The sequence below is a fragment of the Chitinophaga sp. W2I13 genome (genome assembly GCF_050434005.1).
Lineage (GTDB): Bacteria > Bacteroidota > Bacteroidia > Chitinophagales > Chitinophagaceae > Chitinophaga.
The window spans coordinates 3,845,661-3,872,133 of sequence record NZ_JBNPWD010000001.1; the positions used below are offsets into that span (position 1 = coordinate 3,845,661).

The window sequence follows — 26,473 nt, forward strand, 5'->3', positions numbered from 1 at the left end:
TATGAAAAAGATTTCTGTCATTCTTGCAATAACTTCCTGTATTTATATATCCTGCAAAAAGAAGGACGACACTGCGCCATCGAGGTTATTCAGACCAGTGATTGCCGGTGAGTTAACCGCCGATTCCAACACGGTTGTTGCGTCCTGGCAAAAAATTGCGGGCGCTGCTGCTTATGCATTAGAGTTAAGCCGGGATACCTTCCGGACTACCGATTTGTCGTTGTCATTAGATACGAATGCAGCTGTCGTGAAAAAGTTATTGTTCAACCAATTATACCAGGTACGGGTAAAGGCCATTGCTGCTGATACATTGCTCAATTCAAAATGGTCTGACCTGGGCGCTGTTAAAACCTTGTCATCCATATTGAAAGTGCCGGGTATCGACGATATCACGTATAATTCGGTGCGGGTACGCTGGACAACAAAAGGTGCTGCCGTAACGTCCATAAAAATTGTGAAGGCTGCTGATAATGCCCTGGTATCAACTGTCGCGTTAACTGCAGGGGACCTGGTGAACGAGTTCAAAGTAGCCGAAGGCCTGGAAGCTTCTACCCGGTACATTATATTCCTGTATAGTGGCAACGAAGAAAGGGGATATGCGGATTTTACTACCAAAGCGCCGTTTTCAGGTACTATTGTAGATTTAACCGCCATCACCGGACGACCCGGTGTATTGGCTGATACGTTGCCGCTGATTCCTTCCGGTAGTACGGTGTTGCTGAAAAGAGGGGAAACCTATAATATATCTTCCACGGTCAGCCTAAATAAATCGCTTGTTATCATGAGCGCTCCGGACCTCTCCAATACCACGCAGGCGAAGATTTTCTTTACCAGCAATTTCAATTTTGAAGCCGGGACGGTAATTGATTCTCTTGAATTTAATGACATTTATTTGTTGGGAGATAATTACGGAGGACGCTATGTATTTAACAACAGTAACAGCGCCACTGTGGGCAAAATAAAATTCGTTAACAGCCGTGCAGAAATATTCCGGGGCATGGTAAGGCTTCAATCGGGCACTACCAACGTCAATGATTTTATTATCGATAATTGTATCATTGACAGTATAGGCAATTATTTTATATTGAATATCGGTGCTTCCAGCAGGATCAATCATATTTCCATCACCAACAGCACTATTTACAAAGTAGAGGGCGTGATTGCCAGCGCGCAGGGTTCCGCTGCGGTACTCATATCGGATTGCACATTTAGTGAGGCGCCGCTGGGTAACAGCAAAAATTATTATGTTGATTATAATGCCAATGAGGTGGCTAATGGAATTACAGTAAGCAATTGCATTTTCGGGATTGGGAAAGACAGCAAAGGCGCTATTACCGTCAAAGATGTGAGGGCGGGCGCCGGCACTGTGATTGGAGCCAGTAATAACTATCGTACGTCCGATCACTTGTCGGCCGGTAATGATTTCCCGAACATCACCACCTATACCCGTCCGGCGCTACAGTTGTGGCAGGCGCCTGGTATTGGCGATTTCAAAATTGCAGATAATGCATATCCTGGCCGGAACAGTACCGGCGATCCCAGGTGGAGATAAATTTTTTTCATCAATTTGAAAACAGCAAATCCCTTATATGTTGTATACCAGAATCAAGCCGCTGGCGAGTTGCCTGCTAGTATTGCTGTCTTTATTCAAGACGCCTGTTTTGTATGCGCAGCAGCCAGCCTTCCCCGGGGCTGAAGGAGCAGGCATGTTTACCACAGGAGGACGGGGCACGGCCACAGTGCCAACCACCGTTTTTGAAGTAACCAATCTGCTGGACGACGGTTTGGTAGGGAGCCTGCGTTACGCTTTAACAGCGCCCGCTACTTACCGCACCGTGGTGTTCCGTGTTTCAGGTACCATCCATCTCAATTCCGGTCTCAGTATAAAAGCCAATACTACTATAGCAGGGCAAACAGCGCCGGGTGACGGGATTTGCGTGGCGGATCATTCCGTGCATATCAGCGGCGACAATGTTATCATTCGATATATGCGTTTCCGTTTGGGCGATAAGAATCAGCAGAAACTGGATGCAAATGGTAACCCGGTAGACGGCAGTGGTGGTGATGATGCTTTTGGTGGCACGGGTCCCAGCAACATTATTGTTGATCACGTCACCGCCAGCTGGAGCAACGATGAAGCGCTGACTATTTACCGTGGCGATAACCTCACCATTCAATGGTGCATGATCTCGGAGCCACTGAATTATTCCTACCATTTTGAAACGGGAGATACTGATTATGAGCGTCATGGTTATGGTGGTATATGGGGCGCGAAAAGAGGGAGCATGCATCACAACCTGATAGCGCATTGCCGCAACCGTAATCCACGCTTTGCCGGTATCAGCACTTATACGCCTTCTACCCTGGGAATAGAGAATGTAGACTTCCGGAATAATGTGCTTTACAATTGGGGGATCAACACGGTGTATGGTGGGGAAGGTGGAAACTATAACGTCGTCAATAACTATTATAAATACGGTCCCAATACGGGAAGCGGGGTAAAGTACCGCATTTGCAATCCCAGTAACAGTGCCACGGTTACCTTTGGAAAATGGTATGTGAATGGGAATTATGTAGATGGCTCGCCGGGTAACACTGCTGATAACACTGCGGGAGTGAGTACCACTAATCCTGCACAGGTACTGGTGTCCACACCATTTAATCATGGTTATGCGGTGAATACGGAACCAGCAGCAGATGCTTTTGAATCGGTATTACAGCGTGCGGGTTGTTCGTTACCGGGCCGTGATACGCTCGATCAGCGAATAGTAAATGATGTACGCAACAGAACCGGTGGTATCATTGATGTGCAGGGTGGTTATCCTCATGGAACACCATACAGTCAAACCGTAAATGCCTGGCCAGCGTTAACGTCTTTGCCGGCGCCTGCCGACAGCGATCATGATGGGATGCCCGACGGTTATGAAACGGCTAACGGCCTTAACCCCAATGATGCGGCTGATCGCAACGGATATGCTGCCAATGGTTATACCAACCTGGAAAATTATCTGAACAGTCTTACACGCCGGTAGTATATGCCGCCATAACAGTTAGTTACTGCCCCGCCCTGTATTTTCAGGACGGGGCTTTTCTTTAAGCGCGTTCTTTTTTACATTTTATAATGATAAACCGGAAGGCAGGTTTGCCCGGCATCATTTTATTGGGTTCATCAATTTCAAAGAAATCTACCAATCCATATTTCCCGAATTCTTCTTTTACGGATTCATCGTCATAGAAAAATATTTGGGCTCCTTTTGTAGCTTCAAAGCGGTCTTTGCCTATTTGTGTACCCATTCCATAGTTAGGAGATTTTTTTGAAATAACTGAAAAGAAGAGGTATCCGTCCGGCTGCAATTGATTATAACAATCACGGATAAACTTTTTCCGTTCTTCGCTATCCAGCAAATAAATTAGTCCGTAGCTAAAGATGCCCTCATATAAATGCTGATCAAACGGCATTTCGGTTACTGAACCATGATAGATCTTCATTTGATCTCCATAATGGCCTTTTGCCAGATCAATGGCTGTTTTGGAGATTTCAATGCCCGTTACTTTGATACCGTTGTCTACAAATAATTTGGCATTTCTGCCATACCCGATACCAGGGATCAGTATGTCTTTGATACCTTCTTTTAAGAAAAATTCTTTTGCTGAAATGGCAGATTCGGATGGCTCAAACCCCCACATCTCTTGCTTTTCAATAAAACTCGATTCCCAGAAATTTTCCATGATAAACCAGCTTTTTGAGAATAAAGATAAGCAATTATCCAGTAGTGCAACATTGTTGCATTACTGGATAATTGCTTTACGCTGTTAAAAACTAATTAATTAATGGAATAATTGACGGGGAGCCATTGATAATGCTGTGCATTACTGCGCAAATGCCCAATTCCCGGGAAGGAAAGATGCGGCGCCGCAATCCAGTAGCCACTTTTAGCTGCATCTTCAAAAGTTTCCCGGCGCATTTCAGCTGCAGCGGATAAGTCAACATCAAAATCAATAGTTACCGAGGGATCGGCGAATTGAACTGCGCCTGCATGAATAACATCTCCCCAGAAAACGAGCTTTTGTCCTTTACTTTCCAGTGCGTAGCAACTATGACCGGGAGTATGGCCGGGTGTGTTGATAGACGAAATGCCCGGAAAAATTGATGTACCCGGATCATACAATTTTATCTTACCTGCTTTTTGATACGGCGTAAGAGCCGCCTGTGCCGGGTCGAAGAAAGGCTGCGCTCTTTTATTGGCGGTTTGTTTATTGGAAGATGTTAACCAGAACGCCGCTTCCGGCTTGCTGATATAAATAGTGGCGTTAGGAAACATGATTTTATCGCCGTCTATAAGTCCGCCAACGTGATCCGCATGAAGATGTGTAATCAATATGGCACTGATATCTTCCGCATGAAAACCCGCAGCAAGAAGACTGGTCTTTAGTTTCCCCAGGGTTGGTCCGAGAAAGCTGCCACATCCTGCATCAATTAATATCAGCTGATTGTCCTTCCTCACCAGATAAGCTGTTATAGAGGTTTCAACAGTAGTGTCAAGGAAGTTTTGATGAAGCAGCTCCTGCACTTCACCTTTCCGGGTTTCATGCAACAGCCCGTTAAGGTTTAAAGGAATCGTTCCGTCGGACAATGCAATTACCTGGAAATCGCCTAACTGCATAGAATAAAACCCGGGCTGGGCCGGCAATTTAGGCGCTGCCGGTTGTGATCTTACAGCAAGCAAACCGTTTAACAGCAGCAATGATACGAATATCCCTCTGAGGGAAAATACATGTAGAACTTTCATTTTTATAAAATTATTCTACAAAATTCCCCTATTTATTTTCCATGCAGGAGGGCATTTATCACTTTAAAAATGTGACAAATCTGCCATTATTTACGGTATAAACGGCTTATGGTTTCTCTTGAAACACCCAGATAGGAAGCTATTACAGCTTTGGGTATCCGGCTATACAAGTTCGGATATTGTTTCACGAAATTTTCAAACCTTTCTTTTGTACTACCCATAATCATTAATTGCAGCCTTTTTTGCAACGCTACATATCCAAGATTTGACTTCACCGCTACGTAATGTTCATACTTCCACATCTCCCGGCCTAATTTTCCCCGGTTTTCATAGCTCAATCCCAAAAGCTCGCAATCTTCAATACATTCAATAGCAGTAGTTGCCGGTGTTTGCTTTAAAAAAGCTTCCCGCTCCGATATCCACCAGTTCTCTGCTGCAAACTGATAAGTAAATTCCTTGCCCGAATCAGCGTTTGTAATATAGGAGCGAAGACAGCCTTTTAGCACAAAATACTCGTGTTTCACCCAGTCACCTTCTCTCACCAGTAATCTGTGTTTTTTCAGCTTTAAAGGAGTAAAGTGTGATAAAATATATTCAAACTCTTCGTCTGTCAGCTTACAGACGGTTTCTATATGCGTTCTTAATGGATGTACCATAATCAAAAGTAAAGAATAGCCATATTCCCCGCGCGAGTTTTTTCTGTAGCCGCGAAATGCCCTGCCGGTGCAGGAAATCTGCCCCTCCGAAAACTTTTTTTGTTGGATGCTTGCGTTTTCCAAAACCCGGTTGTATATTTGTCTACAATAATAGTAGACTAGTAGAATTTACCACCACCAAAGTCTTTGTCCCCACCATACAAAGCAAATCTGAATTAGTGTTCTTTATTGAAGTTGCCTTACAGGGGCGACCTGATCAACCAGTTTAATAAACATTTCAACAATGAATCAGCTATTGTACAACAATAGAGGCAACAGGAAATTTTACGCGGATACAGTGACATCCGTGTGTTGCTGTTGTTGTTAGGGCTTTCCGATTGGCACATCCGATTATTTAAATGACACCTGGCGTGGTCATCATGGCCATGTATTGTCCCATTCTTCCAACATCTAATTCCCCTTTGTATGTTCAAATATTTACGAAAGACACTATTGAGTGCTGCCTTGTTATTCTTTACCACCAGCATTTATTCACAGGCTCCTGTGCTGTTAAAAGGAAAAGTAATTGATAATAAAACACAGGAAGCACTACCAGGTGCATCCGTGCGTATCAAAGGCGGCGCCACAGGCACGCTCGCAGATGCTACCGGCACCTACCAGCTAAGCCTGTTGAAGTTGCCGCAAACCATCATCGTTACTTTTATTGGGTATCAGTCGCAGGAAGTACTGATTACAAAAGACGACCTGAACAAAGTAGTGAAGCTGGAACAACAGCAGGCATTATCTGAAGTGGTAGTAACGGCCGTAGGCATCAGGAGTGCCACGCGCTCACTTGGTTACAGTGTGGGAGAAGTAAAGGCCGCGGCATTGAAAGATAGCCGGGAACCTAATATAGTAGCAGCACTCAGCGGAAAGGTAGCTGGTGTGCAGATCAATAATTCCGGTGGTTCTCCCGGTGGATCATCTACCATAAAAATCAGGGGAAACAGTTCCCTGCTGGGAAATAATGCGCCGTTATTTATTTTAGATGGCGTACCTGTAGATAATTCTATCCAGGATATTCTTCCCGTGTCAAACAGTGTATCCCTGGCTACACCATCCAACAGGGGCATTGATATTAACAGTGCAGACATTGCCAGCATAACCGTTTTAAAAGGTCCCGCTGCGGCTGCATTGTATGGTATCAGGGCTTCGAACGGCGCCGTGGTGATCAATACAAAAAGAGGCAGTTCCCTCACAGATAAATCTTTTGGGGTAAGCTACAGCGGATCATTTACGGTTGATAAAATAAACCGCCGCATGCAGCCGCGGCAAACCAGTTTTTCCAATGGCATCGGCGGGCAATATGTAAAACCCGGGACTACCGGCTCCGACGAAAACTGGGGCGCATTGCTGGATACACTCACTTACAGCTCACAGCCCAGCAACTTTGATAAGAACGGCACGATAGTAGGGCGAAGCTCCCCGCTCTCCAATGGCATACCGGTGAACAGGTATGACAATATCGGGCAGTTTTTCGTTAACGGCTATACGAATGATCATAACATCAGCTTTTATGGAAATACAGGAAATGCCGGGTATTATTTTTCTTATGGAAACCTGAAACAGACAGGTATTATTCCGACAACAGATTTCTTCCGGCATACTTTCCGTTTTAACGGCGACTATACCGTTAACGACCGGCTGAAAGTATCCGGTGGCCTCAATTACATCAAAGATGGCGCCGGTAACAGGGCTCTAATGGGAGGTTTTAATACCAACGTTGTTCGTGCGCTGATCAATTCCCCGGCAAACTTTGACATCACCAATGGTTACTCCGAACCATGGGAGCATCCCGAATCCTATAAGCTGCCGGCTACCACCAGCAAGCCGTGGGGCGACAGCCGTTCATACGCGAACGGTATTGGCTGGGATAATCCGTATTGGTCGCTCAATATGAATCCGCAAACCGATGAGCTGAACCGCTTCATTACTTTTGCAGAAGCCAGCCTGGATATTACGAGCTGGTTAAAAGCCACTGCCCGTTATGGCATCGACAACTATACCGATGTGAGGAAAGGCGCTTTTAGCCGCGGTACCTCCGGCGTAGGTACCGGTACCATCAATGACGTAAATTATTCCAGGAGAGACAATAACCTGGATGTTTTACTGGTGGCAGACCGGAAGCTTAGCAGAGACCTGGACCTTACCGTAGTAGCGGGATACAACTATTATAATTCCTGGAAGAACCAGGTAAATACCCGTGGCGACGGCTTAACGATCCCTGGTAATTTTAATATCGCCAATGCTTCATCTACCCAAACATTTAATCAAACCATCCGGAGAAAATTGGTGGCCGGATACGCAGATGTAAAGCTGGACTACAGGAAATGGTTATACCTGGAGCTGACCGGCAGGAACGAGTGGACTTCCACGCTGGCCAAAGGTAAAAATGCTTTCTTTTATCCTTCCGCCAGTACAAGTTTTATTTTTACAGACGCACTTCACCTGAATAACAGTATCCTGAATTTTGGTAAGATACGCGCCACTTACGCGCAGGTAGGCAATGACGCAGATCCTTATTCTCTTGAAACTTATTATGTGCCTACCACCAGCAGCGGATGGATACAGAGCGGAATCAGTTTTCCATTCAATGGCAAGCAGGGACTCAGTTACAGCGCTACTATCGGCAACCCCAATCTTAAACCTGAACGCATCAGCACCTGGGAAGCAGGCGTGGATCTGCATTTCTTCCATGATAAAACACAACTGGAGGGAGTTTATTATTACAACAGCAGTAAAGATCAGATTATACCGGTTACGCTACCTTACTCTACCGGTGCCGCCTACACGCTTACTAATGCGGGCAACATCGTTAACAAAGGAGTTGAAGCCAGCTTACAGCAACGTATTGTCAGCGGCCGGAAATTTTCATGGACAGCCACCGCTTTGTTTAACAAAAACATCAGCCGTGTAAATTATATCGCCGATAACATCTCCAGTGTGAGTCTTGGTGGCATATGGATGGAGGCGAGGGGTCAGGCAGGCCAACCCTACGGCGTATTCTACGGCACTGATGTAAAACGTAATGCAGCAGGAAAACCCATCATCGATGATAATCCCAACAGTGCCAGCTACGGTTATCCATTGGTAAATACTACGTTCACGAAAATCGGAGACCCCAATCCTGACTTTAATGCGGGGTTGCGTAATGAACTGAGATATGGTTCCTTCAGCTTTTCATTTTTACTGGATGGCCGCTTTGGCTTTGACCTGTTCAATGCACCGCGGTTGCAGATGGTGTTTAATGGAGTGGATGCCTCCACGGCTGCAAGAGGTACTACCACCGTTTTTGATGGCGTTACTGCTTCAAAAGGAGAACCCAATACCATTGGAGCGGTGCTGTCGCAGGCATGGTACCGTAACACTTTCAATATACAGGGGCTTTATGTGGAGCATGATCTTTACTGGATAAAGCTCAAAGATGTGAATCTTACGTATGCTGTACCAGCACAGCTGTTGAAGCCGGCCCACATATCTGCAGCAAGCGTTACGCTGACCGCCAGGAACTTTTTGTTGTCTACTAATTACACCGGTAGTGATCCGGACCTGGGAAGCCGCAATGGTTTGTCGAATGCAGCAGGTATCGACTTCTGGACAACGCCCAACACGAAAAGTTATGGCGTGGCACTGAATGTTTCTTTTTAATCCATTAAGTAATCAGCAAAATGAGAATATATCCATCTAATATCGGACGTTTATTTATTGCAGTGAGTATGTTAGCCCTGCAGGCTTCCTGCTCGCTTGAAGATACCAATGTTAACCCTAACGCCTCTACGGAGGTATCCGTCAGTGCGGTGTTAACTGGCGCGGAAGTAGCGCTGGGCTTTAACCTGGGCGTTAATGCCGGGTTGATTGCCAACATTTATATCCAACAGGCTTCCGGCGCCAACGGCGATGCCGCGTCCTTTGATAACTACGCTTCATCCACCCAGTACTTTAACCAAACCTGGCGGGGGTTTTATGTAGAGGTGCTGGATGAACTGAAGATTGTGCGAACCACCGCAACGCAACAGCAGTTGCCCTATTACAGCGGTATTGCACGGGTGTTGAGCGTATATACTTACGGCACTTTAACAGATCTTTTTGGAGATATTCCCTATAAAGAATCCCTGTATGGCAACAATATCACCAACCCCGTATATGACAAGCAGGAGGATATTTATAAATCGCTGCAGGAGCAGCTGGATTCCGCTATCGCAGAGCTTTCATTACCGGCGGCCAGTAACCTGGGCGCATTGCCGGCCACAGATGATGTGATATACGGCGGTAACATAGAGCGGTGGAAATCGCTTGCGTATACTTTGAAAGCACGTTTCGCGATACATCTTACTAAAATAAACAGCACCACTGCCGCACAAGCCACCTTGAACGCATTGTATGACGGCGCCCGCTACAGGGGAATAGCTGACAACTCCGGAGATGCGCTGGTGTTATTCGGCGCATCCACCACAAATGCGAATCCTTTCTATCAGCAAAATACCAACAGGCCGGGATGGATAGGGCTGGGCGCTTCTTTTGTAAACCTGTTGAACGGAAACGCTGTAACAGATGATCCCACTAAGCCGGAAGGGCTGCTGGTAGACCCAAGACGGGCATATTTCGCGACTCCTTACCCTGTGGGCAGCAGTACCTACCGGGGGAGCGCTCCAGGCGTGCCTGGCGCCTTTTCAGTGATCGGCAGCTATTATGGAACAGCTACTTCGCCGGTGGTGATCAGCAGTTTTGCAGAAGCAAAATTCCTGGAGGCGGAAGCGCGGTGGAGGATAAACCCCGCAGATCCTTTAGCTAAAACAGCATTGGAAGCGGCGATACGTTCGTCTTTTCAACGGGTAATCAGCAATAGTGCGGACCCTTATGCCACACCGGAGAAGCAACAGGCATATATAACGGCGAAGGCTATATTAAGCGGCGATTCCGGCAATGATCTGAATACGATTATCACCCAAAAATATATTGCATTGTTCCTGCAGCCGGAGGCGTGGTCGGATTACCGCAGAACAGGTTACCCGGCGTTGCCGCTCGCTAAGAACGCCACCAGCGTTGCCAATCCGAATGGACAAATACCACGCAGGATTCCTTACCCGCAGAATGAACAATCGTTGAATAAAAACACCCCGGCGGGATCGGGGTATCAATCACCTGCTTTGTGGTGGGACAAATAAACTATCAGCCAACTAAATAATAAGACATGAAATTTTCAACCTCTTCCGGATCCTTCATTTCGTTGATGCTGCTGGGCGCTGCATCGGGCGCTTATGCGCAGTACAGCCCGCAGAAAAGCTATGCCGGAAAGCCAGGTACCACGCTTGCACAATCAGTTATTACCCCTGCGCCTTTTAACCCGGTTGCCCCGGCAGGCGCCCCCAATATTATTTATGTGATGCTGGATGATGTGGGATGGGGTGCCAGCAGCGCGTTTGGCGGACTAGTGGAAACGCCCGTTTTTGATAGTTTGGCTAATAACGGCCTGCGCTATACGAACTTTCATACTACTGCTATCTGCTCGCCTACGCGTGCATCATTGCTCACAGGCCGCAACCATCATTCGGTGAATGTGCCTACCGTGATTGATGCCGCGGTGAACCTGCCGGGACATAACGGTTATATGCCGTTTGAAAAAGGTACCGTAGCGGAGATATTAAGAGAAGACGGATATAATACTTATGCCGTTGGTAAATGGCATGTAACGCCCAGCCCGGATCTTACACCGGCAGGGCCTTTTAACCGCTGGCCTACAGGGCGCGGGTTTGATGCCTTCTTTGGATTCATGGCCGGGGAAACCGATCAGTACACACCGGCGCTCTGGGAAAACACGGTGAAGGTAGAACCGGATCTGCAGGGGAAACATCTTACAACAGTGCTGGTAGATAAAGCGATTTCCTACATCGCCGGACAGCACTCCGCTGCACCCGATAAACCTTTCTTCCTGTACTTTACTCCGGGAGCTACACATGGGCCTCACCAGGTAGACAGGGCCTGGATAGATAAGTACAAAGGTAAATTTGATGCCGGCTGGGATGTATACCGCGAGCAGGTGCTGGCGCGTCAGAAGGCGCTGGGCCTGGTGCCAAAGGATGCCACCCTGCCACCACGCAACCCGGGCGTGAAGCCGTGGGACTCACTTTCCGCCACTGAAAAGAAAGTGTTTTCCCGCTTCTTTGAAGTGTACGCCGGATTTCTTTCCCATACGGATTATGAAGTAGGACGCCTGGTAAACTACCTGCGGGATACGAAACAGCTGGATAATACGCTGATCGTGCTTATTATCGGAGATAACGGCGCCAGCAAGGAAGGAGGACTCAGCGGCCATGTGCATGGCATTAATGAGTATATCGACGGCAGTTTGTTTACCGAGAACTACGACCGCAGGATAAAGGATATTGATAGTTTATATGAGAAGATAGGAAGCCCGGAATCCGGTCCCAACTACCCGGTGGGCTGGGCGCAGGCGGCGAATACACCTTTCCGTTATCTTAAACAGGATGCGAACAGTGAAGGCGGTACCCGTAATCCGCTGGTGATCTTCTATCCAAAGCTGATCAAAAAAGGAGGCATACGTACGCAGTATTCGCATGTAAACAGCGTGACGCCTACCGTGCTGGAAATTGCCGGGTTGAAAATACCAAAAGTGATCAATGGTTATCCGCAGGATACGCTGGAAGGCATTAGTTTGGCTTACACGATCAATAATGAAAAGGCGCCTGGCAGGCATCACGTTCAGTATTACGAAATATCCGGTGGCCGCGCCATCTACAAAGATGGCTGGAAAGCTGCTGTGAGCCACAAACGGGGTACGCCGTTCACCACAGACACCTGGGAACTGTATAATCTGAATACAGATTTTAATGAACAACATGATCTGGCCGCCGGCAACCCGGCGAAGCTGAAAGAGTTGCAAAGTCTTTTTGACACAGAGGCATGGAAGTATAAAGTGTATCCTCTGCTGGGAGATACCACCCGTCTTACACCGGCTATCCTTACCAGGGGACCATTGGATAGCCGCCCCAGCGCTGTATTATACCCGGGTATCACGCAGGTGCCTTCCCGTTCCGCTCCCTTTCTTTCAGAGCAATCGTTTATCATTAAGGCAGATGTGGAGTTGAGTGATGCAAAGAATGAAGGCGTGTTATTAAGTACGGGCGGGCGTTTTTCAGGGTTTACATTTTTTGTACAGGGAGGAAAACTGCAGGCGGTGCATAACAACAACGGGCAACTCACTTCGCTTACTTCGGGTAAGGCGCTTCCGTTGGGTAAGGCTATACTCCGCTATGAACTGACGTACACACCGGCATTGCGACTCACAGATCCGGCGGGAACAGAGGCACTATACATCAATGATGAAAAGGTGGCAGAACGGGCCATCAGCAAAGCTGATGCTACTATTTCGCCTTATGATGAAGGGCTGGATGTAGGTCGGGACCAGGGTTCTGCAGTATCGCCGTTGTATAAGTCGCCTTACAATTTTACCGGTAAACTTAACCATATCGAAATTATACATCCATCACTTTAAATGCACTATTATGACGTTAGCAGATCTTGTTTTAATAACAAAAAAAATTGCCATCGGCATATTGATATTCCTGATACCGCTGGTAATTATTGCTGGTAGCATCTGGCTGATACACTTTTTATTTAATCAACATCACTGATCACATAAAAAAGATAAAGTATGACAACAACAGCAAAAACGCAGACGCAGGTGATCCTGAAGGACTCCCTGATTAGTTTACTGCTATATGTATTGCCGATAGGGCTCATGTTTCTGTCGTTTTATATCAGTGGCAGCAAACCTTGGCTGAACGCCACTTCTGAGCATCTTTCCTTCCGGGCGCCGGTACTCCTGGATGCGGTATTTAATAATCTTAAAACGTGGGGGTTACCCGCTATTATGCTGGTAGTAGGGGTGATAGAGTTTTCGGTAGGACTGTACGAAAACAAGTGGACAAAAAATGAACGCACACTGGATATCGTATGTTTTATACTTCCAAAAATTGTGTTGCGTCCGATGATTGCTTATTTCGGGTTGAAGTTATTGCCATTTGTTTTACCGGATGCAAAGAATGCGTTTGCCTGGGTACCTTTCTGGTGGGGTATTGCCATCATGGCTGTTGCCGATGACCTTACGCAGTACTGGTATCACCGGCTGCATCACCAGCTGCCGCTGTTATGGCGCTTTCACCGCACGCATCATTCCGCGCCTTATATGGGTATGGCTATGACGAGCAGGCAGAATATTATTTACACGGCGTTCTTTTCGCAGATCTACCTGACGGTTACGCTGACCTACCTGGGTCTTGGCTACCCGGCGCTTTTCGTAGGCGGTATAAAATCGCTGATTACTACTGCGGCGCATTCCAGTCTAAAATGGGATAAGCCGTTTTATACCATCCGGTGGCTCAATCCTATAGGCTGGATCATGGAGCGTTTAATTTCAACGCCGGCCACGCATCATGCGCACCATGCAGATACCACAGATGATGGCATAGGGAACTACAAAGGCAACTTCGGGAATATGTTTTTTATCTGGGACATCATTTTTGGTACTGGTATTATTACCCGTCAGTATCCAAGTGCTTACGGATTGAAACATTATAAAGAAGAGGAATGGTATGCACAGTTGTTATGGCCTATTTTTAAATCGAAGAAAGAAGGCAGTGAGCTGGCGCATAACGGGCCGGTGGTAGGAGATGAAGTAACAGAAGAACCGGTTCCGGTGGTAGCGCCGCCTGTGGCGGCGATTGTACACGCAGAAGCAGTATAGCGTATTGGATATAGCAAAAAGAAACCGCTGCAAACATTTGTTTGCAGCGGTTTCTTTTTTAATGGAGATGTTACCGTTCGCGGTAGGCGATGCAGGAAATTTTACCCATTCCGGTATATGATTTATACAGCTGTAAAGATGCATTGATGTCAGGAACGTTATAGATATCAAGTGTGCCGGAGTTCGCGGGTTGCCCCTGGGTATAGGTGGCTACCAGTAACTTTTTGCTTAGCCCGATATATTCGTAGCGTAATAATTTGATATATAAAAAGAGGATATCTCTTTTAACGGAGATATCCTCTTTTGTACCGGATAGCTATTCTTATAACCGGAACGCATTCACGTTTCCTGAAAAATCTGCCACGTACAGCATGCCGTTATACACGGCCATATCGGCAAATACGGGCGCGCCGGTATTAAATCGACTGATCATTTTCCCCGTAGCCAGGTCAACCACATATACATACCCGTCAGACGCGCCTGCAATGAGGCGGTTGCCGGCCAGTAACGGTGTAGATTCGATAGTAGCGGAAGAAGGGGAAGAGTAGGGCGCTGAGTAAAACAGGGCTTCTCCCGGTACAAAGCGCCACAGTTCCTTTTTTGTTTTTTTGTCGAAGGCCAGCATACCACCGGCGGCAGTGCAGGTAATGATATACTGGTTGGTGACCAGCGGCGCTGTCATGGTTTTCAGATCTTCGGTAACAGGAATGCTGTCTGTTGTTTTCCCGGTGGCAGGATCCAGGATATGAAGTTTGTTGATACCGTGTACATACAGCCGGTTGTCAAAGAAAGCGGGTGTGCCGCTGCGGAAGCGGATACCTTCATCGCTGCGTTTCCATTGTAGTTTTCCGGTGGCGGCATTGTGTGCAAACAGGTGGTTCCAGTTGGAGGAAGTAACGAGCACCCCGTTGTGGATGGCCATTGCTGCAGGCGTGCCTTCGCCGCCGGTCCAGTCGTGGTTGGTCCATTTTACCTCACCGGTATGGATATCCAGGGCTTGCAGGTAATTGCCTGCGCCGGTGTAATAAACGTCCTCATGGATAGCGCCGGCAGAATTATAGGCGGGCAGGTTTTTCAAATCGCCCGCATGTTTCCACCGTAATTTACCGGTAGCGGCATCAAGGGCGCAGGTAACGCCTTCTGCATCGGTGGCCAGTAACAGGCCATCGTGGTAGCTAATGCTGTGTTTAATGGAGTTGCCGGTGGGGAATTGCCACAGCTGTTTGCCGGTTTGTGCATCCAGTGCGGTGATGCTGCTATGGTGATTGCCTTCATCATCAATAGTGCCTGTGAATATTTTACCTGCTGCGCAGATGGGAGATGATTTCCAGATATTGCCTCCCACGTTTGCGGTCCAGATTAAATGCAGCGGGCCGGCGGTAGGTATACCGGTAACGCCTGTACGTTGTATGTTCTGTAATACTTCCGGCCAGTCGGCTATGTTACCGTTATTTTTTACAGAGATATTTTTTGCCAGTGTAAAAGTATCCCTGCGGAACAGCACCCTGCCGGTGCCTAATGTAGCTTCTAACGTAGCCGTATATACGCCGTTTAACCAGCTGCCGGGAATAGCGGTGGTGGCGAACCAGTTCCAATCGGTGCGGGGTTGCAGCGGCACCTGCCTTACGAGATTTCCTTTTTTATCGAATAAGCTGAACAGCACTTTATTTACCGGCGAAGATGTATGATAGGCATTTGCACTGATCACCATTTTATCCTGGTCGAAAGCGATGCCCGCTGCTGATGGCGATACCGCTACCAGCTGATCGTGTACATAGGTATAACGCCGCTGTACAAACGAAAGCCCGTTTTTATCCACGCCGATTACATCGAAGTTGGAAGCGGAGTTATCGATACCGCCGCCGGGAGGCGGCGCTGCACAAAGGGAGCGGATACCGGTGTTGCCGTGGGTACGGGCAAAATTAATATGCCAGTGACCATAGATCCAGGCTTTGAGGTGGTGCTCATGAAGGTTGATGCTATCGTTTTTTGAGCGGATGGTAAACAGCGTATCATAGGTGAGCAGGTCGTGATTGAATATGATCACGGGCTTTTCCGGTGCGGTATTGGCGAGATCATTTTTCAGCCATTGTACCACATCATCCACGGTGTAAGACGGTTGATAATCACCGTTGCGCATAGGCGTTACAATGAAGTGGGCGGGGCCGGCGTCAAAGGAATAGCATACCGGGCCAAACAGGGATTCATACAGTGCTTCGCCGTACGGACCTTTTACCAGGTCGTGATTACCGATGCAGTAATATACGGGTAACCCCATGGTGCGGATATTAATATATTGTGCGTGGAATGCCATGCCTTTTTCGTAGCAGATATCGCCGGTATGGATCATGAAATCAGCGTTTTCATTGTGTGCATATTCTTTTGCATCGGTGATCCAGCTGTTGAACTGGTAGGTTTCGGTATCGGTGAGCCGTACGAATTTCGCGGTAGCAGCTTTGGCTTTATTTGCAGGCTGCACGCCAAAGTCGTAAGCCCGCAAGGCGCTGTCCACGGGTATATAGAATGCTTTGGTGAACCGGTATCCGGCCGGCGTGGTGATAAATATAAACCTTGTTTTCGCATGGCCCGGAAGGTGATAGTTACCGTTGGTATCGGTGATGGTAACGTGCAGTCCATCGGATACGCGAACGCCTGCGAGTCCTTTTCCTGTGTTGTTTGGCTGTCCGCTGGTATTATTGTCTATAAACACCTTGCCGGAAAATCCCTGTGCCATCAACATTTGCAGGCTGCAGACGATGAGGAGGGGTAAGAGTAAATGCTTCATGAATGGATTTATTTTATAAGCATGATGGCGGTATTAAAAAGGATTACCATGATCCATGTTGTTGCGGGAATAATATCACTGCAAAACATGGATCATGGTAATCCTGGTTCATCACTGTTTATCCGGTTTACCAGCCGAATATCTGTTTCAGTTTATCATTCAGTATCGTCTGTTGTTTGGGTATCGGACGATAGTAGTACTGCGGATCTTTAAAAGTGCGGCCGGCGCGGTCGGCAGTAAATTTAATATGACCGTTGGTGCCGTTTTCGAGGTAGAAGTTATTCTCCCCGGTTTTATCCATGAGATAGAAACGCGACAATTTTGCTCTTACATCAGCGGGTAACCCGGCGATAGATGAGGTATCTGTAGTATTGGGCAGGATAGCGATATCGGCTACATTGTCGCCGGTCATATCAATGCCGCCGAGTGCGGGAACATACATGCCCTGTGGCGCTTCCTGGAGGCGTGCCCCGGCTTTCCAGCGATTGATATCTTTGAGGCGCAGTCCTTCGCAGGCCAGTTCCACTCTTCTTTCGCGGCGTATTTCCAGCAGCACGCCTTTATTGGGTCCGCTTACCAGGTAGGCTGCATTCAGCACCGGATCTACGTTTCCATTGGTGGCAGCGAGGTTGAGATCAGGCATTTGTACCCTGCGGCGCAGCAGGTTTACGGATGCATCAAGATCGGCCTGTGAGAGGGTGCCCAGTTCTGCTTTTGCTTCGGCAAAATTCAGCAGTACTTCCGCATAGCGGTATACGGGTAAAGCGGTGTAGTTGGTTTCCCATCCCTGGCGTTGTTTCGGATCACGCGGATAAAATTTCAGCTGGTCGTATGCGCCGAGGTTCGGTTTTGCAATGTACACATTGTTATCCTGCGTGGTGGAAAAGCCGGGGTAGGCCACCGTTTCCGCCAGGCGGGGATCACGGTCCCTGAAAGTTGCCGTGAAACCAATTTTATCATAGCCTGGTTGTGAAGTGAATGGCTTGCCATCTTTCATCAGGTAGCTGTAAACAAGGCTCTGACTGAGCGACCAGGTCCATCCGAGTACGGTATGGGTATTGTTTCCCTTACCCAGGCTCTGCGGATAATCTCTCCATTGAATGATTTCTTTGTTGCCGTTTAATGAAAGGCTGGAAAACAAAGCGCGGTAATCTTCTCCACCTTTACCGGTGTTGTAAATCACATAGCGGTTACTGCTTATTACCTGCTGAGCTGCTGATACTGCTTTCTGGAGAAATGCGTCTGCGGTGTTCGCAAGTTTTACTTCTTCGTGGTATTTTCTGAATGTTCCTTCGAAGAGGCAGAAGCGGGACATTAACACCAGGGCAGCGTATTTATTTACGCGGGTACCGTTGTCTTTATCATCTACCTTAATATTATCCACGGCAAACTGCAGGTCGGCGAGCACAGAATCAGCTACTGCGGAACGCGGATCGCGACCTTTGTACAGATCCGGGTCCACATCTGTTAATGCGTGGCCGTACCAGGGCACATCAGAATAGGTAGCTATCTTTTCAAAATAAAATCTGGCACGGAAGTAACGGGCGATACCGATGTAGTGATTAATATCGGCTGCATCTCCTTTTGCTTTGCCGGCGTTGTCCAGCAGGAAGTTGATATCACGCAGCCGGTCCCAGTCGTCCCATCCGCCCACGGTAGTTGCATCGAGGGTGTTGTGCACCAGTTTGTCCATTTCGCTGCCGGTGTTACCGGAAACGTTATCTGAATTGTTATCATCATACGGCGCGGAAAGATTATCATCGTATAAGCCGTTGATGTAGGTATTCAGATCTTGTGGTGAATTAAAGTATGCTTCCGGTGAAATCTCCGTTTGAGGGTTGCGTTGCAGGAAGTCCTTGTTACAGGAAGCTGCTGCACAGCCCAATATCATGAGTGATAAATAAAGCCTTTTATTTTTCATGTTCCGATGTTTGAATTAATTAAAAGTTCAGGTTTAATCCGAACGAGTATGTTTTCTGGTAGGGATATACAGAACCGTCCAGTCCTTCGGGATCGATATTCGCTTTCAGATGGGAGATGGTAAAGATATTTTCCGCACTGAAATAAACACGGAAGCGGAAGATCTTATACTTCTCTGTGATGGACTTTGGAATAGTGTAACCGATGGAAACATTTTTAAGACGGGTATATGCAGCGTTCTGCAGGTACCTGGTTTGTGGTGCGCCTAGTTCGGAAGCATCTTCCGCGATATATGATTTCAGGCGCGGGAAGTAACCATTGGGTGTTTCGGATGTCCAGCGATCGAGGTTGTGTACCTGTACGTTTGTCCACGGTTGTGCATATACGCCCCAGAAGTAGTGGTTACCTGGGTTGGGGTACCAGTCTCTTTTCCCAATACCCTGGATCAGGGCGCGGAAATCGAAACCTTTATAGGAAGCGGTGAGGTCAATGCTGTAAGGAAAGCGTGGCTGGTTGTTACCAATGATCTTCCTGTCGCCTGGGTTGCTGATGGTGTTATCGCCATAGTCTACCGAGCCGTCGCCATTGAGATCTTTGAATTTCAGGTCGCCCACATAGAACTGGTACTGCTGGTCGTCGGAACCTACTTTGGATTGGTTGGCATGTGATTTCAGTTCGTCTTCATTCTGGAAAAATCCTTCCGTAACGAGGCCCCAGATGTCGCCTATTTCCTGTCCTTTGTAGTAGTTGCGGTTTTCCAGTGAGCCGGCGTCATAGTTGGCGAGGGTACCGGTAGGATTGGTGAAGCGGGTAATAAAGGAGCGGCTGTCGGCCACCAGTAATTTCACGCCGTATCCGAAATCGTTGTTACCGATTTTAAACTGATCGCGCCAGTAAAGGGTCATTTCCCATCCACGTGTTTTCAGGTCGGCAGAATTGGTTCTTGGAGCCGGGGCGCCGTATACGTTGGGCAGTTCCTGGCTTTTGGCGAACATGCCGTTGGTGTAACGGGTGTAGCGGTCGTAGCTGAAAAATAATCTTTCTTTCAGCATGCTGAAGTCGATACCGCCGTTAACCGTTTTTACCGACTGCCAGGTGTAGGTGGCGGTAACCGGCGTGGGTGCGTATACGCCGATAGGCAGCTGACCATTCAACACGGAGTTGATGTTTCCGGCGGACATGAGTGGCATGTAGCCGTAAGCTTTCCATTGCTGATCGCCGAGAGAACCATAGGAGCCGCGGAGTTTCAGTAGGTCGATGCCTTTAATACTACTGAAGAATGTTTCTTTGGAGATCACCCAGGCGGCGGAAGCGGACGGGAAGAAGCCCCAGCGGTTATCGGCGCGGAAGCGCGATGATCCGTCATTACGACCATTTACTTCTACAATATATTTATCATCGTAAGTATAATTCAGGCGGTAGAAAATACCTCTTACGGCCCAGTCTTCGATGGCTTGCTTTTCAGTGATATTACCGGTAGCCAGTTGCGGGGTGGGGTATTGAGTACTGATAAGTCCCTGCCTGTTTACATTAAATATATTCGTGTAGTGGTATTCCTGGTTAAACCCTGCCAGTGCGCCAACGGCGTGTTTTTTATTAAATGTTTTATGGAAGTCGGTGTAAATGTTATACACATTATACTTCAGTTCATTGGTACTGTTGTTGGCAGACGACTGGTTGCCGTTGGTATATTGGGTTGGCTGATCGGGACCGTTGCTGTAAGGAACCGGCAGTGTATAGGATTTACCTACATTATTTCCGCGGCGATAGGTAGCATCTCCTTTCAGCGTCCACACATCTTTTACCAGGTTTATTTCTGCATTGAAGGTGGTCATAAATTCGCTCCAGGTATCTGCAGAGCGGCCGCCATCCTGCAGGTTGCCCAGTAAGGCCGCGCCGTCGGATGTCCAGGTACCATCCGGGTTGCGGGGTACGGATAAAGAAGGTGTGCGGTTGGCATTATGAAAAAATAAGTAATCAACGGTATTGGCGGGTTGTGAATAGGTGGTGTTGGTGTACATGGTGTTGCTGCCAAACTTCACGCGGTCGTTGATGGTATAGGTAGCTTTTGCACGCATGTTATAGCGCGTATATTGATCGGGATTATAGCGGAGCATTCCATCCTGTTTGTAATAATCTCCGGAGAAGTAGTAATTCAGTTTTTCATCTCCGCGGGAAATGCTGAAGTTGGCATTATAGGCGGGCGCTGTTTTCTGGTATACTTCATGGAGCCAGTCGGTAGATCCGTAATAGGCATACTTTGTTTTATCGGTGGGGCTTACGATCACTCTTGGCAGAGAAGGGTCGTTGGCCAGTTTTTCTGCATAGGCCCTGTCGGCAGCGGGATAAAGGTCATACAGCGGGGTGGCGGCATCATGCTTGTATTGCATGGTGGTGAGCGGGTCTGTAATGATTTTGGGTACCAGGCCCAGTGTGCGCACGGCGTAGTTGGTGTTGGCATTCATCTGGAGCCGGCTGTCTTTACCCGATTTGGTGGTAATGAGTACTACTCCGAAAGCGGCGCGGGCGCCATAGATCGCGGCGGAGGCGGCGTCTTTCAGGGTGGTTACGCTTTCCACGTCGGCGGGATTGAGGCGCGATACTTCGTCGCTGGTAAAGGGGATGTTATCAACCAGGATGAAGGGGTCGCCGCCGTTGATGGAAGTCAAACCACGCAGGTTGAATTTTGGTGCGGAAGATACGCGGCCGTTGTTATTAGTAATATTCAGGTTGGGCAATAATCCCTGCAGGCCGTTACCCACATTGGCGATGGGACGGCTTTCCAGCTCTTTACCAGAGATGGCGTCTACAGCGCCGCTGAGGTTAGCTCTTTTCTGTTTACCATAACCCACTACCACTACTTCATTAAGGCCGCTGGAATTGGCTTTCAGGGCGATGTTAAAGGTAGCGCCTTCGCGTGCTTTCATCTGCTGGGCTTCGTAGCCTACGTAGGTAAATTCCACGATGGCATTTTCCGGCGCTTCCAGGGTGAAGCGGCCTTCGGTATCTGTTTTAGCGCCCTGGGTGGTACCTTTTACCAGCACGGTAACGCCAATCAGCGGGTTGCCGGCTTCATCGGTTACCCGTCCTCTTATATGAACATTCTGTGCAGTTTCACCTGCTTCCAGGATTACCACCAGGTTATCTTTCATGATTTTATACCCCAGCGAGGTGCCCGCGAGCGCCTTGTCCAGGATTTCCGCTACCGGAGCGTCTTTCATGGAGATAGAGATTTTCCGGTCGGGGATGCTGGCGCTTTTGTACACGAAAGTGTAGTCGCTTTTCTGCCCGATGACAGTCAGCAGTTTACCAATGTTAATATTGTTATAATTAACACTGATCCGTTCCTGTGAAAACCCGTGTGCGCTTAGTTGTAAGAACCCGGCACAAAGCAATACGGAGGTTAGTTTCATACGCAATAATAGTTTCCTCATATTCCGCTGGGGAATATGGGAAGGCCACCAATAGCTTTTTTTCATAAATTTGTTTCGTTAGGTTAAATAATGAGCCGTTACCAGATCGTAAGGAAATCGGTTTACATTGTTCAGCCAGCATTTTGAAAAGGGGGAATGTTGCTGCATTTCCCTTTTTTTATTTGCTGTCTGCAATAAGAAAAATCAGTGGATTATCAAGCCATAGATGACGTTTGGATGTTGTGTTTTACCATATGTAAATAACATTTTCTTTCGTGTTCACCTCATAATGAAAGCCAGACATCAGTTGTAATGCCTGCAATACATCTTCAATACTTTGTTTCCGGAATGCGCCGGTAAATACTTCGTGTTTATATTTATCGTTTTTAAAACGCAGGGTTACGTTGAACCAGCGTTCCAGGTCGTGCGACAATTGTTCAAAAGTGACATTGTCGAAGTCGAAGCGGTCGTTCACCCAGGCGGTAGCTGGCTTTTCCGCTGTTGTAGGGGCGCCGGCAACAGCGATTGTTTTTACCGGTGTAATGCTAAAATTGGTTTTTCTGTTTACGGGTATTTGTTTGTTTTCTTTTGTGCCGATGATTAACTTTTGTTCCGGTTGCAGTTGTATGGTTTTCCTCGTTCCGGAATGATCGTTATCCGGGAAATTCACTTCCACTTTTCCGCTGAGTAAGGTTGTTTCCACGGTAGCATCCTCTGTATAGGCCTTTACATTAAATACGGTGCCCAGTACGCGGATATTGATGTTACCGGATTGGATGATGAACGGGTGCGCGGGGTCGTGCTTTACATCAAAGTAGGCTTCACCTGTCAGATTCACTTCACGCTCGCCGTTCAGAAAGCGGGTGGCGTCGTACTGGAGGCGGCTGCAGGCGTTGAGTATTACGCTGGTGCCATCAGGGAGTACCACGCTGGTTTTAGAGCCGGTTTTGGTGACCACCTCATTGCGGGAAAGCCTGTTTGCGCGGCATGGCCGGCCACAGGGTATATGCGGCGATGAGCAGGGCGATGCCGGCGGCAATACCACTGATCATCCGCCAGGGAATCAGCCGTTTGGCGGGAGGCTGCTCCTGATCCTGCTGAAGGAACAGGTTGATGCGGTCCATTCCTTCGCTGGCCAGCTGTTCTTCCTCCGCCGGGGAAAACCCCCTGGCACTGTTAACGGAACTGATATCACTGACAATAGTAAAGGCGTACTGCAGCTCCGGAAACTGCATCAGCAATGTTTCCAGTTCTTTCAGGTCGGCTGCGGTGGCCTCTCCCGATACTTTCCTGGCCATCAATATATTTACCCGGTTGCGCTCGATCATTTATTTTTATCCATATTATATCAGAAGGACGAAAAGAAAATGAAAAACCCCCAAAGCTGCCGGCAAATTTTTTCTTTCCCCGGAATCCGGGCAGATATCAGCATTCCAGGCTCCCCAAAAGAGGATCTTAAAAATAAATTGCGGGATAATTTATTTTGTTAACTTTAGCGTAATCTGCGTTATATATTATTGCAACCAATATCAGTGGCTTAAAAGGGATGGATCAGTGTACAATCAATGAATTATTTAAAAACATCACGGTGAACAATGATCAGGCGGCCTTCAAAGCTTTCTATCATCATTTCTTCATCAAGTTGTTACGTTTTTCTTTTTCGCTTACCCGTAATAAAGAGGTGGCGGAAGAAATAACGAACGATGTTTTTATGTATTGCTGGCAAAAAAGGCAATCACTGACGGACATAAAAAATCCGCAGGTATACTTGTTTGTGGTAGCGAAAAATAAAGCGATTGATCATATGCGCAAACAGGCCAGCTCCCGGCAGGTAGTTTTTGCAGAAGAAGATAAGCTGGAAATTGCCTTTGAAAGCGATCCGGAGCAACTGATGATTTCTGCGGAGATGATCCGCAAAATGGAGCATACCATCGAACAGCTTCCTCCCAAATGCAAAATGGTATACATCCTGGTAAAGCAATACGACCTTCGTTATAAAGAGGTAGCCACCATTTTAAACCTCTCGGTTAAAACGGTGGAAAACCAGTTGGCTATTGCCATGAAACGCCTTACGGCTGCCGTAAATTTCACATTGGAGAAAGCATAGTTCAGGGTATCACTTTCATCTTTTTAAAATTTTCAAAGATTTCCAGGAACATAACTTCCGTATCTACAAACTCTCCAAAACCTGCGCGGCGTGCTTTGCTGCCGTCGGCAAAAAAGTCGTAGTCCCACGAAAAAACAAAGTCACCGAACTTCCAGGAAGATACTTCCGCATAACTGTATTGCAATCCGTATTTTTCCGTCATGGCATTCCACAAGGGCTCCTTGTCGGCCATTACTACGTCGAGCTGCATCGGCAGGGGTGCAGCTGTTTCCATGCCAAAATAACGGGCAATGCGCGGCCAGAGATCAGACCAGCGGAAAAGGTCGCCGTTGTTGATATTAAAGGCTTCATTGGCGCCGGCAGGACTTTCGGCTGCCCATACTGTAGCTTTTGCCAGCAGGCCGGCATCGGTCATTTCCATGAGTTTATCGTAGGCGCCTGGTTTCCCGGGAAAGCGCAGCGGCAGTCCAAGTTCCTTTGAAATAGCGGCGTATACGGCGATCACCATGGCGAGGTTCATGGGATTGCCTAATGCAAAGCCACCAACTACAGAGGGCCGGATGGCGGACCACGACCAGGATTTGTCCTGTTGATATGCTTCCAGGAAACGTTGTTGTTCCATATTGAATTCGGGCGGCATAAAGCTGCCTGCATCTGTTTCGCGCGCGGGTGTTTTAAATGGACCGAGGTGGGCGCCGTATACTTTGTATCCCTGCATCAGGCTGATGTGTTGCAGGTTGGTGGCAATGGGGGCTACCACTTCAATCACGTTGCGGAGCATGGTCATGTTGGGCGCCACCAGTTCTGCCCAGCTGCCGCGGTCCTGGTAGGCGGCGTAAAATATATGCGTCACCGTAGTAAGTGGCTTCAGTTGCTGTTCACTGTTTTCCCGGCTTAGTAAGTCTACGGCGATGTGTTTTACGTTAGCCGTATCGGCACCGCCTCTCCGGGATAAACCAATGATATTCCAGTTGGGCTGCGTAAGCAGGTAATCGATAAGATTGCGTCCTATTACTCCCTGTGCGCCTGCTATCAGGGCTACTTTCTTATTATTATGCTGTTCCATATCTGTGTTGTATTTTTAACGGTACAAAGGTCAGCGTTGCGGGTTCAGGATTACTTGTACATCCGCGGGGTTCATTGGTATATTTTAAAGAATGAAGAGATACATACAACACGAATACCTGAAAGTGTCGCACTTTACTGCCCGGGAGTGGGAGCATCCGGTGCATAACCATAATCATTTTGAGCTCATCTTTATACATAAAGGCAGCGGTACGCATTGCATTTCGGGGATGAATATCCCGTATGAGGGTCCCTGTTTGTTTTTGCTGGCGCCCTGTGATGCACATCATTTTGAGATTACCGTGCCTACGGAGTTTACCTTTATCAAATTTACCAATGTGTACCTGCATGGCGCCGGCAATATGCGGCTGCAGCAAAGCTGGAACCAGGAGCTGGATCAGTTGTTATTGCAGGCACGGCAAAAGAAAATGATGAAGACAGGTATTCAGCGTATGGAGCCATTGATACAGCTGGTGGCGGCAGAGTGGAAAGCTGCCGGGCAGGAAAGCAGTGATACTGTTTTCTTTTTGTTGCAGGCGTTGTTTACCATGATCAAACAGGTGGCGGATCACGAATTGTTGGAGGCAGGCCCGAAAAGCGGTGCGCGGGTAACGCATATCCTGAACTATATTCACGAGCATATTCACCAGGCGGATGATATCCAGGTAGAGCAACTGGCGGAGTTGTTTGGGTTTTCCAAACATTACCTGGGGGCTTTTTTTAAGGAGCAAACCGGCACTACGCTGCGGGATTATGTGAACCAGTATAAATTACAATTGCTGGAAAACAGGTTGCATTACAGTGTTTTTTCTTTGAAAGAAATCAGTTATGAACTGGGATTTAACGATCAGAGTCATCTGAATAAATTTTTCAGGAGATATCATGACATGAGTCCTTCTGCTTACCGCGAACAGGTACAGGGGCTGGCGTAATA

17 protein-coding genes are annotated in these 26,473 nt (G+C 47.7%); 8 read left to right on the forward strand and 9 right to left on the reverse strand.

Features of this window, described 5'->3' with window-relative positions:
- Window position 1 precedes the first annotated feature (1 nt).
- Both QFZ48_RS16030 and QFZ48_RS16035 read left to right on the forward strand, forming a co-directional pair.
- Window positions 2-1,552 (forward strand): DUF5123 domain-containing protein, encoded by a 1,551-nt coding sequence (locus QFZ48_RS16030; protein ID WP_429062968.1) that lies wholly within the window; start codon window positions 2-4, stop codon window positions 1,550-1,552.
- Window positions 1,553-1,589: 37 nt separating this feature from the next.
- On the forward strand, window positions 1,590-3,032 hold the full coding sequence (locus QFZ48_RS16035; protein ID WP_429062970.1) for a pectate lyase family protein: 1,443 nt from the start codon (window positions 1,590-1,592) through the stop codon (window positions 3,030-3,032).
- A gap of 61 nt (window positions 3,033-3,093) precedes the next feature.
- Here the strand turns inward: QFZ48_RS16035 and QFZ48_RS16040 are convergent, their stop codons facing one another.
- The 3 genes from QFZ48_RS16040 to QFZ48_RS16050 all read right to left on the reverse strand — a co-directional run bounded on the left by QFZ48_RS16040 (window position 3,094) and on the right by QFZ48_RS16050 (window position 5,569).
- Window positions 3,094-3,729, reverse strand: a complete 636-nt coding sequence (locus QFZ48_RS16040) for a class I SAM-dependent methyltransferase (RefSeq protein ID WP_429051123.1) — start codon at window positions 3,727-3,729, stop codon at window positions 3,094-3,096.
- 95 nt (window positions 3,730-3,824) lie between these two features.
- Complete coding sequence (locus tag QFZ48_RS16045; protein WP_429051122.1) at window positions 3,825-4,790, reverse strand: MBL fold metallo-hydrolase; 966 nt, start codon at window positions 4,788-4,790, stop codon at window positions 3,825-3,827.
- An 86-nt stretch (window positions 4,791-4,876) separates the two neighbouring features.
- On the reverse strand, window positions 4,877-5,569 hold the full coding sequence (locus tag QFZ48_RS16050; protein WP_429051121.1) for a Crp/Fnr family transcriptional regulator: 693 nt from the start codon (window positions 5,567-5,569) through the stop codon (window positions 4,877-4,879).
- 342 nt (window positions 5,570-5,911) lie between these two features.
- Between QFZ48_RS16050 and QFZ48_RS16055 the strand changes: the two genes are divergently transcribed.
- The 4 genes from QFZ48_RS16055 (at window position 5,912) to QFZ48_RS16070 (ending at window position 14,249) form a co-directional block, all read left to right on the forward strand.
- The gene (locus QFZ48_RS16055) at window positions 5,912-9,133 is read left to right on the forward strand and encodes a SusC/RagA family TonB-linked outer membrane protein (RefSeq protein WP_429062972.1); all 3,222 of its coding nucleotides are present in this window, start codon (window positions 5,912-5,914) and stop codon (window positions 9,131-9,133) included.
- A gap of 20 nt (window positions 9,134-9,153) precedes the next feature.
- Window positions 9,154-10,650, forward strand: a complete 1,497-nt coding sequence (locus QFZ48_RS16060; protein WP_429062974.1) for a SusD/RagB family nutrient-binding outer membrane lipoprotein — start codon at window positions 9,154-9,156, stop codon at window positions 10,648-10,650.
- 26 nt (window positions 10,651-10,676) lie between these two features.
- Entirely contained in the window at window positions 10,677-12,998 is a 2,322-nt protein-coding gene (locus QFZ48_RS16065) for an arylsulfatase (RefSeq protein WP_429051116.1), read from the forward strand.
- A 159-nt stretch (window positions 12,999-13,157) separates the two neighbouring features.
- Complete coding sequence (locus QFZ48_RS16070; protein WP_429051114.1) at window positions 13,158-14,249, forward strand: sterol desaturase family protein; 1,092 nt, start codon at window positions 13,158-13,160, stop codon at window positions 14,247-14,249.
- Window positions 14,250-14,571: 322 nt separating this feature from the next.
- On the opposite strand, the gene QFZ48_RS16075 is transcribed toward QFZ48_RS16070, so the two are convergent.
- The 5 genes from QFZ48_RS16075 to QFZ48_RS16095 form a co-directional block, all read right to left on the reverse strand.
- Window positions 14,572-17,034, reverse strand: coding sequence for a PQQ-binding-like beta-propeller repeat protein (locus QFZ48_RS16075; protein WP_429062976.1), 2,463 nt, complete (start codon window positions 17,032-17,034; stop codon window positions 14,572-14,574).
- A gap of 127 nt (window positions 17,035-17,161) precedes the next feature.
- Window positions 17,162-18,955: a RagB/SusD family nutrient uptake outer membrane protein gene (locus QFZ48_RS16080; protein ID WP_429062978.1), complete on the reverse strand. Its 1,794-nt coding sequence runs from the start codon at window positions 18,953-18,955 to the stop codon at window positions 17,162-17,164.
- A gap of 19 nt (window positions 18,956-18,974) precedes the next feature.
- Window positions 18,975-22,367 (reverse strand): SusC/RagA family TonB-linked outer membrane protein, encoded by a 3,393-nt coding sequence (locus QFZ48_RS16085; RefSeq protein WP_429062980.1) that lies wholly within the window; start codon window positions 22,365-22,367, stop codon window positions 18,975-18,977.
- Between the two features lie 247 nt (window positions 22,368-22,614).
- Complete coding sequence (locus QFZ48_RS16090; RefSeq protein ID WP_429062981.1) at window positions 22,615-23,325, reverse strand: FecR family protein; 711 nt, start codon at window positions 23,323-23,325, stop codon at window positions 22,615-22,617.
- A 1-nt stretch (window position 23,326) separates the two neighbouring features.
- A complete protein-coding gene (locus QFZ48_RS16095) occupies window positions 23,327-23,695 on the reverse strand; it encodes a hypothetical protein (protein ID WP_429062983.1) in 369 nt (122 codons plus the stop codon).
- 218 nt (window positions 23,696-23,913) lie between these two features.
- Between QFZ48_RS16095 and QFZ48_RS16100 the strand changes: the two genes are divergently transcribed.
- A complete protein-coding gene (locus tag QFZ48_RS16100) occupies window positions 23,914-24,474 on the forward strand; it encodes an RNA polymerase sigma-70 factor (protein ID WP_429051104.1) in 561 nt (186 codons plus the stop codon).
- Between the two features lies 1 nt (window position 24,475).
- On the opposite strand, the gene QFZ48_RS16105 is transcribed toward QFZ48_RS16100, so the two are convergent.
- Window positions 24,476-25,540, reverse strand: coding sequence for an SDR family oxidoreductase (locus tag QFZ48_RS16105; protein WP_429062985.1), 1,065 nt, complete (start codon window positions 25,538-25,540; stop codon window positions 24,476-24,478).
- Window positions 25,541-25,631: 91 nt separating this feature from the next.
- On the opposite strand from QFZ48_RS16105, the gene QFZ48_RS16110 reads away from it, so the two are divergent.
- Window positions 25,632-26,471 carry an AraC family transcriptional regulator gene (locus tag QFZ48_RS16110; RefSeq protein WP_429051102.1) on the forward strand — a complete coding sequence of 280 codons (840 nt, stop codon included), beginning with the start codon at window positions 25,632-25,634 and terminating at the stop codon, window positions 26,469-26,471.
- The last annotated feature ends 2 nt before the right edge of the window (window positions 26,472-26,473 follow it).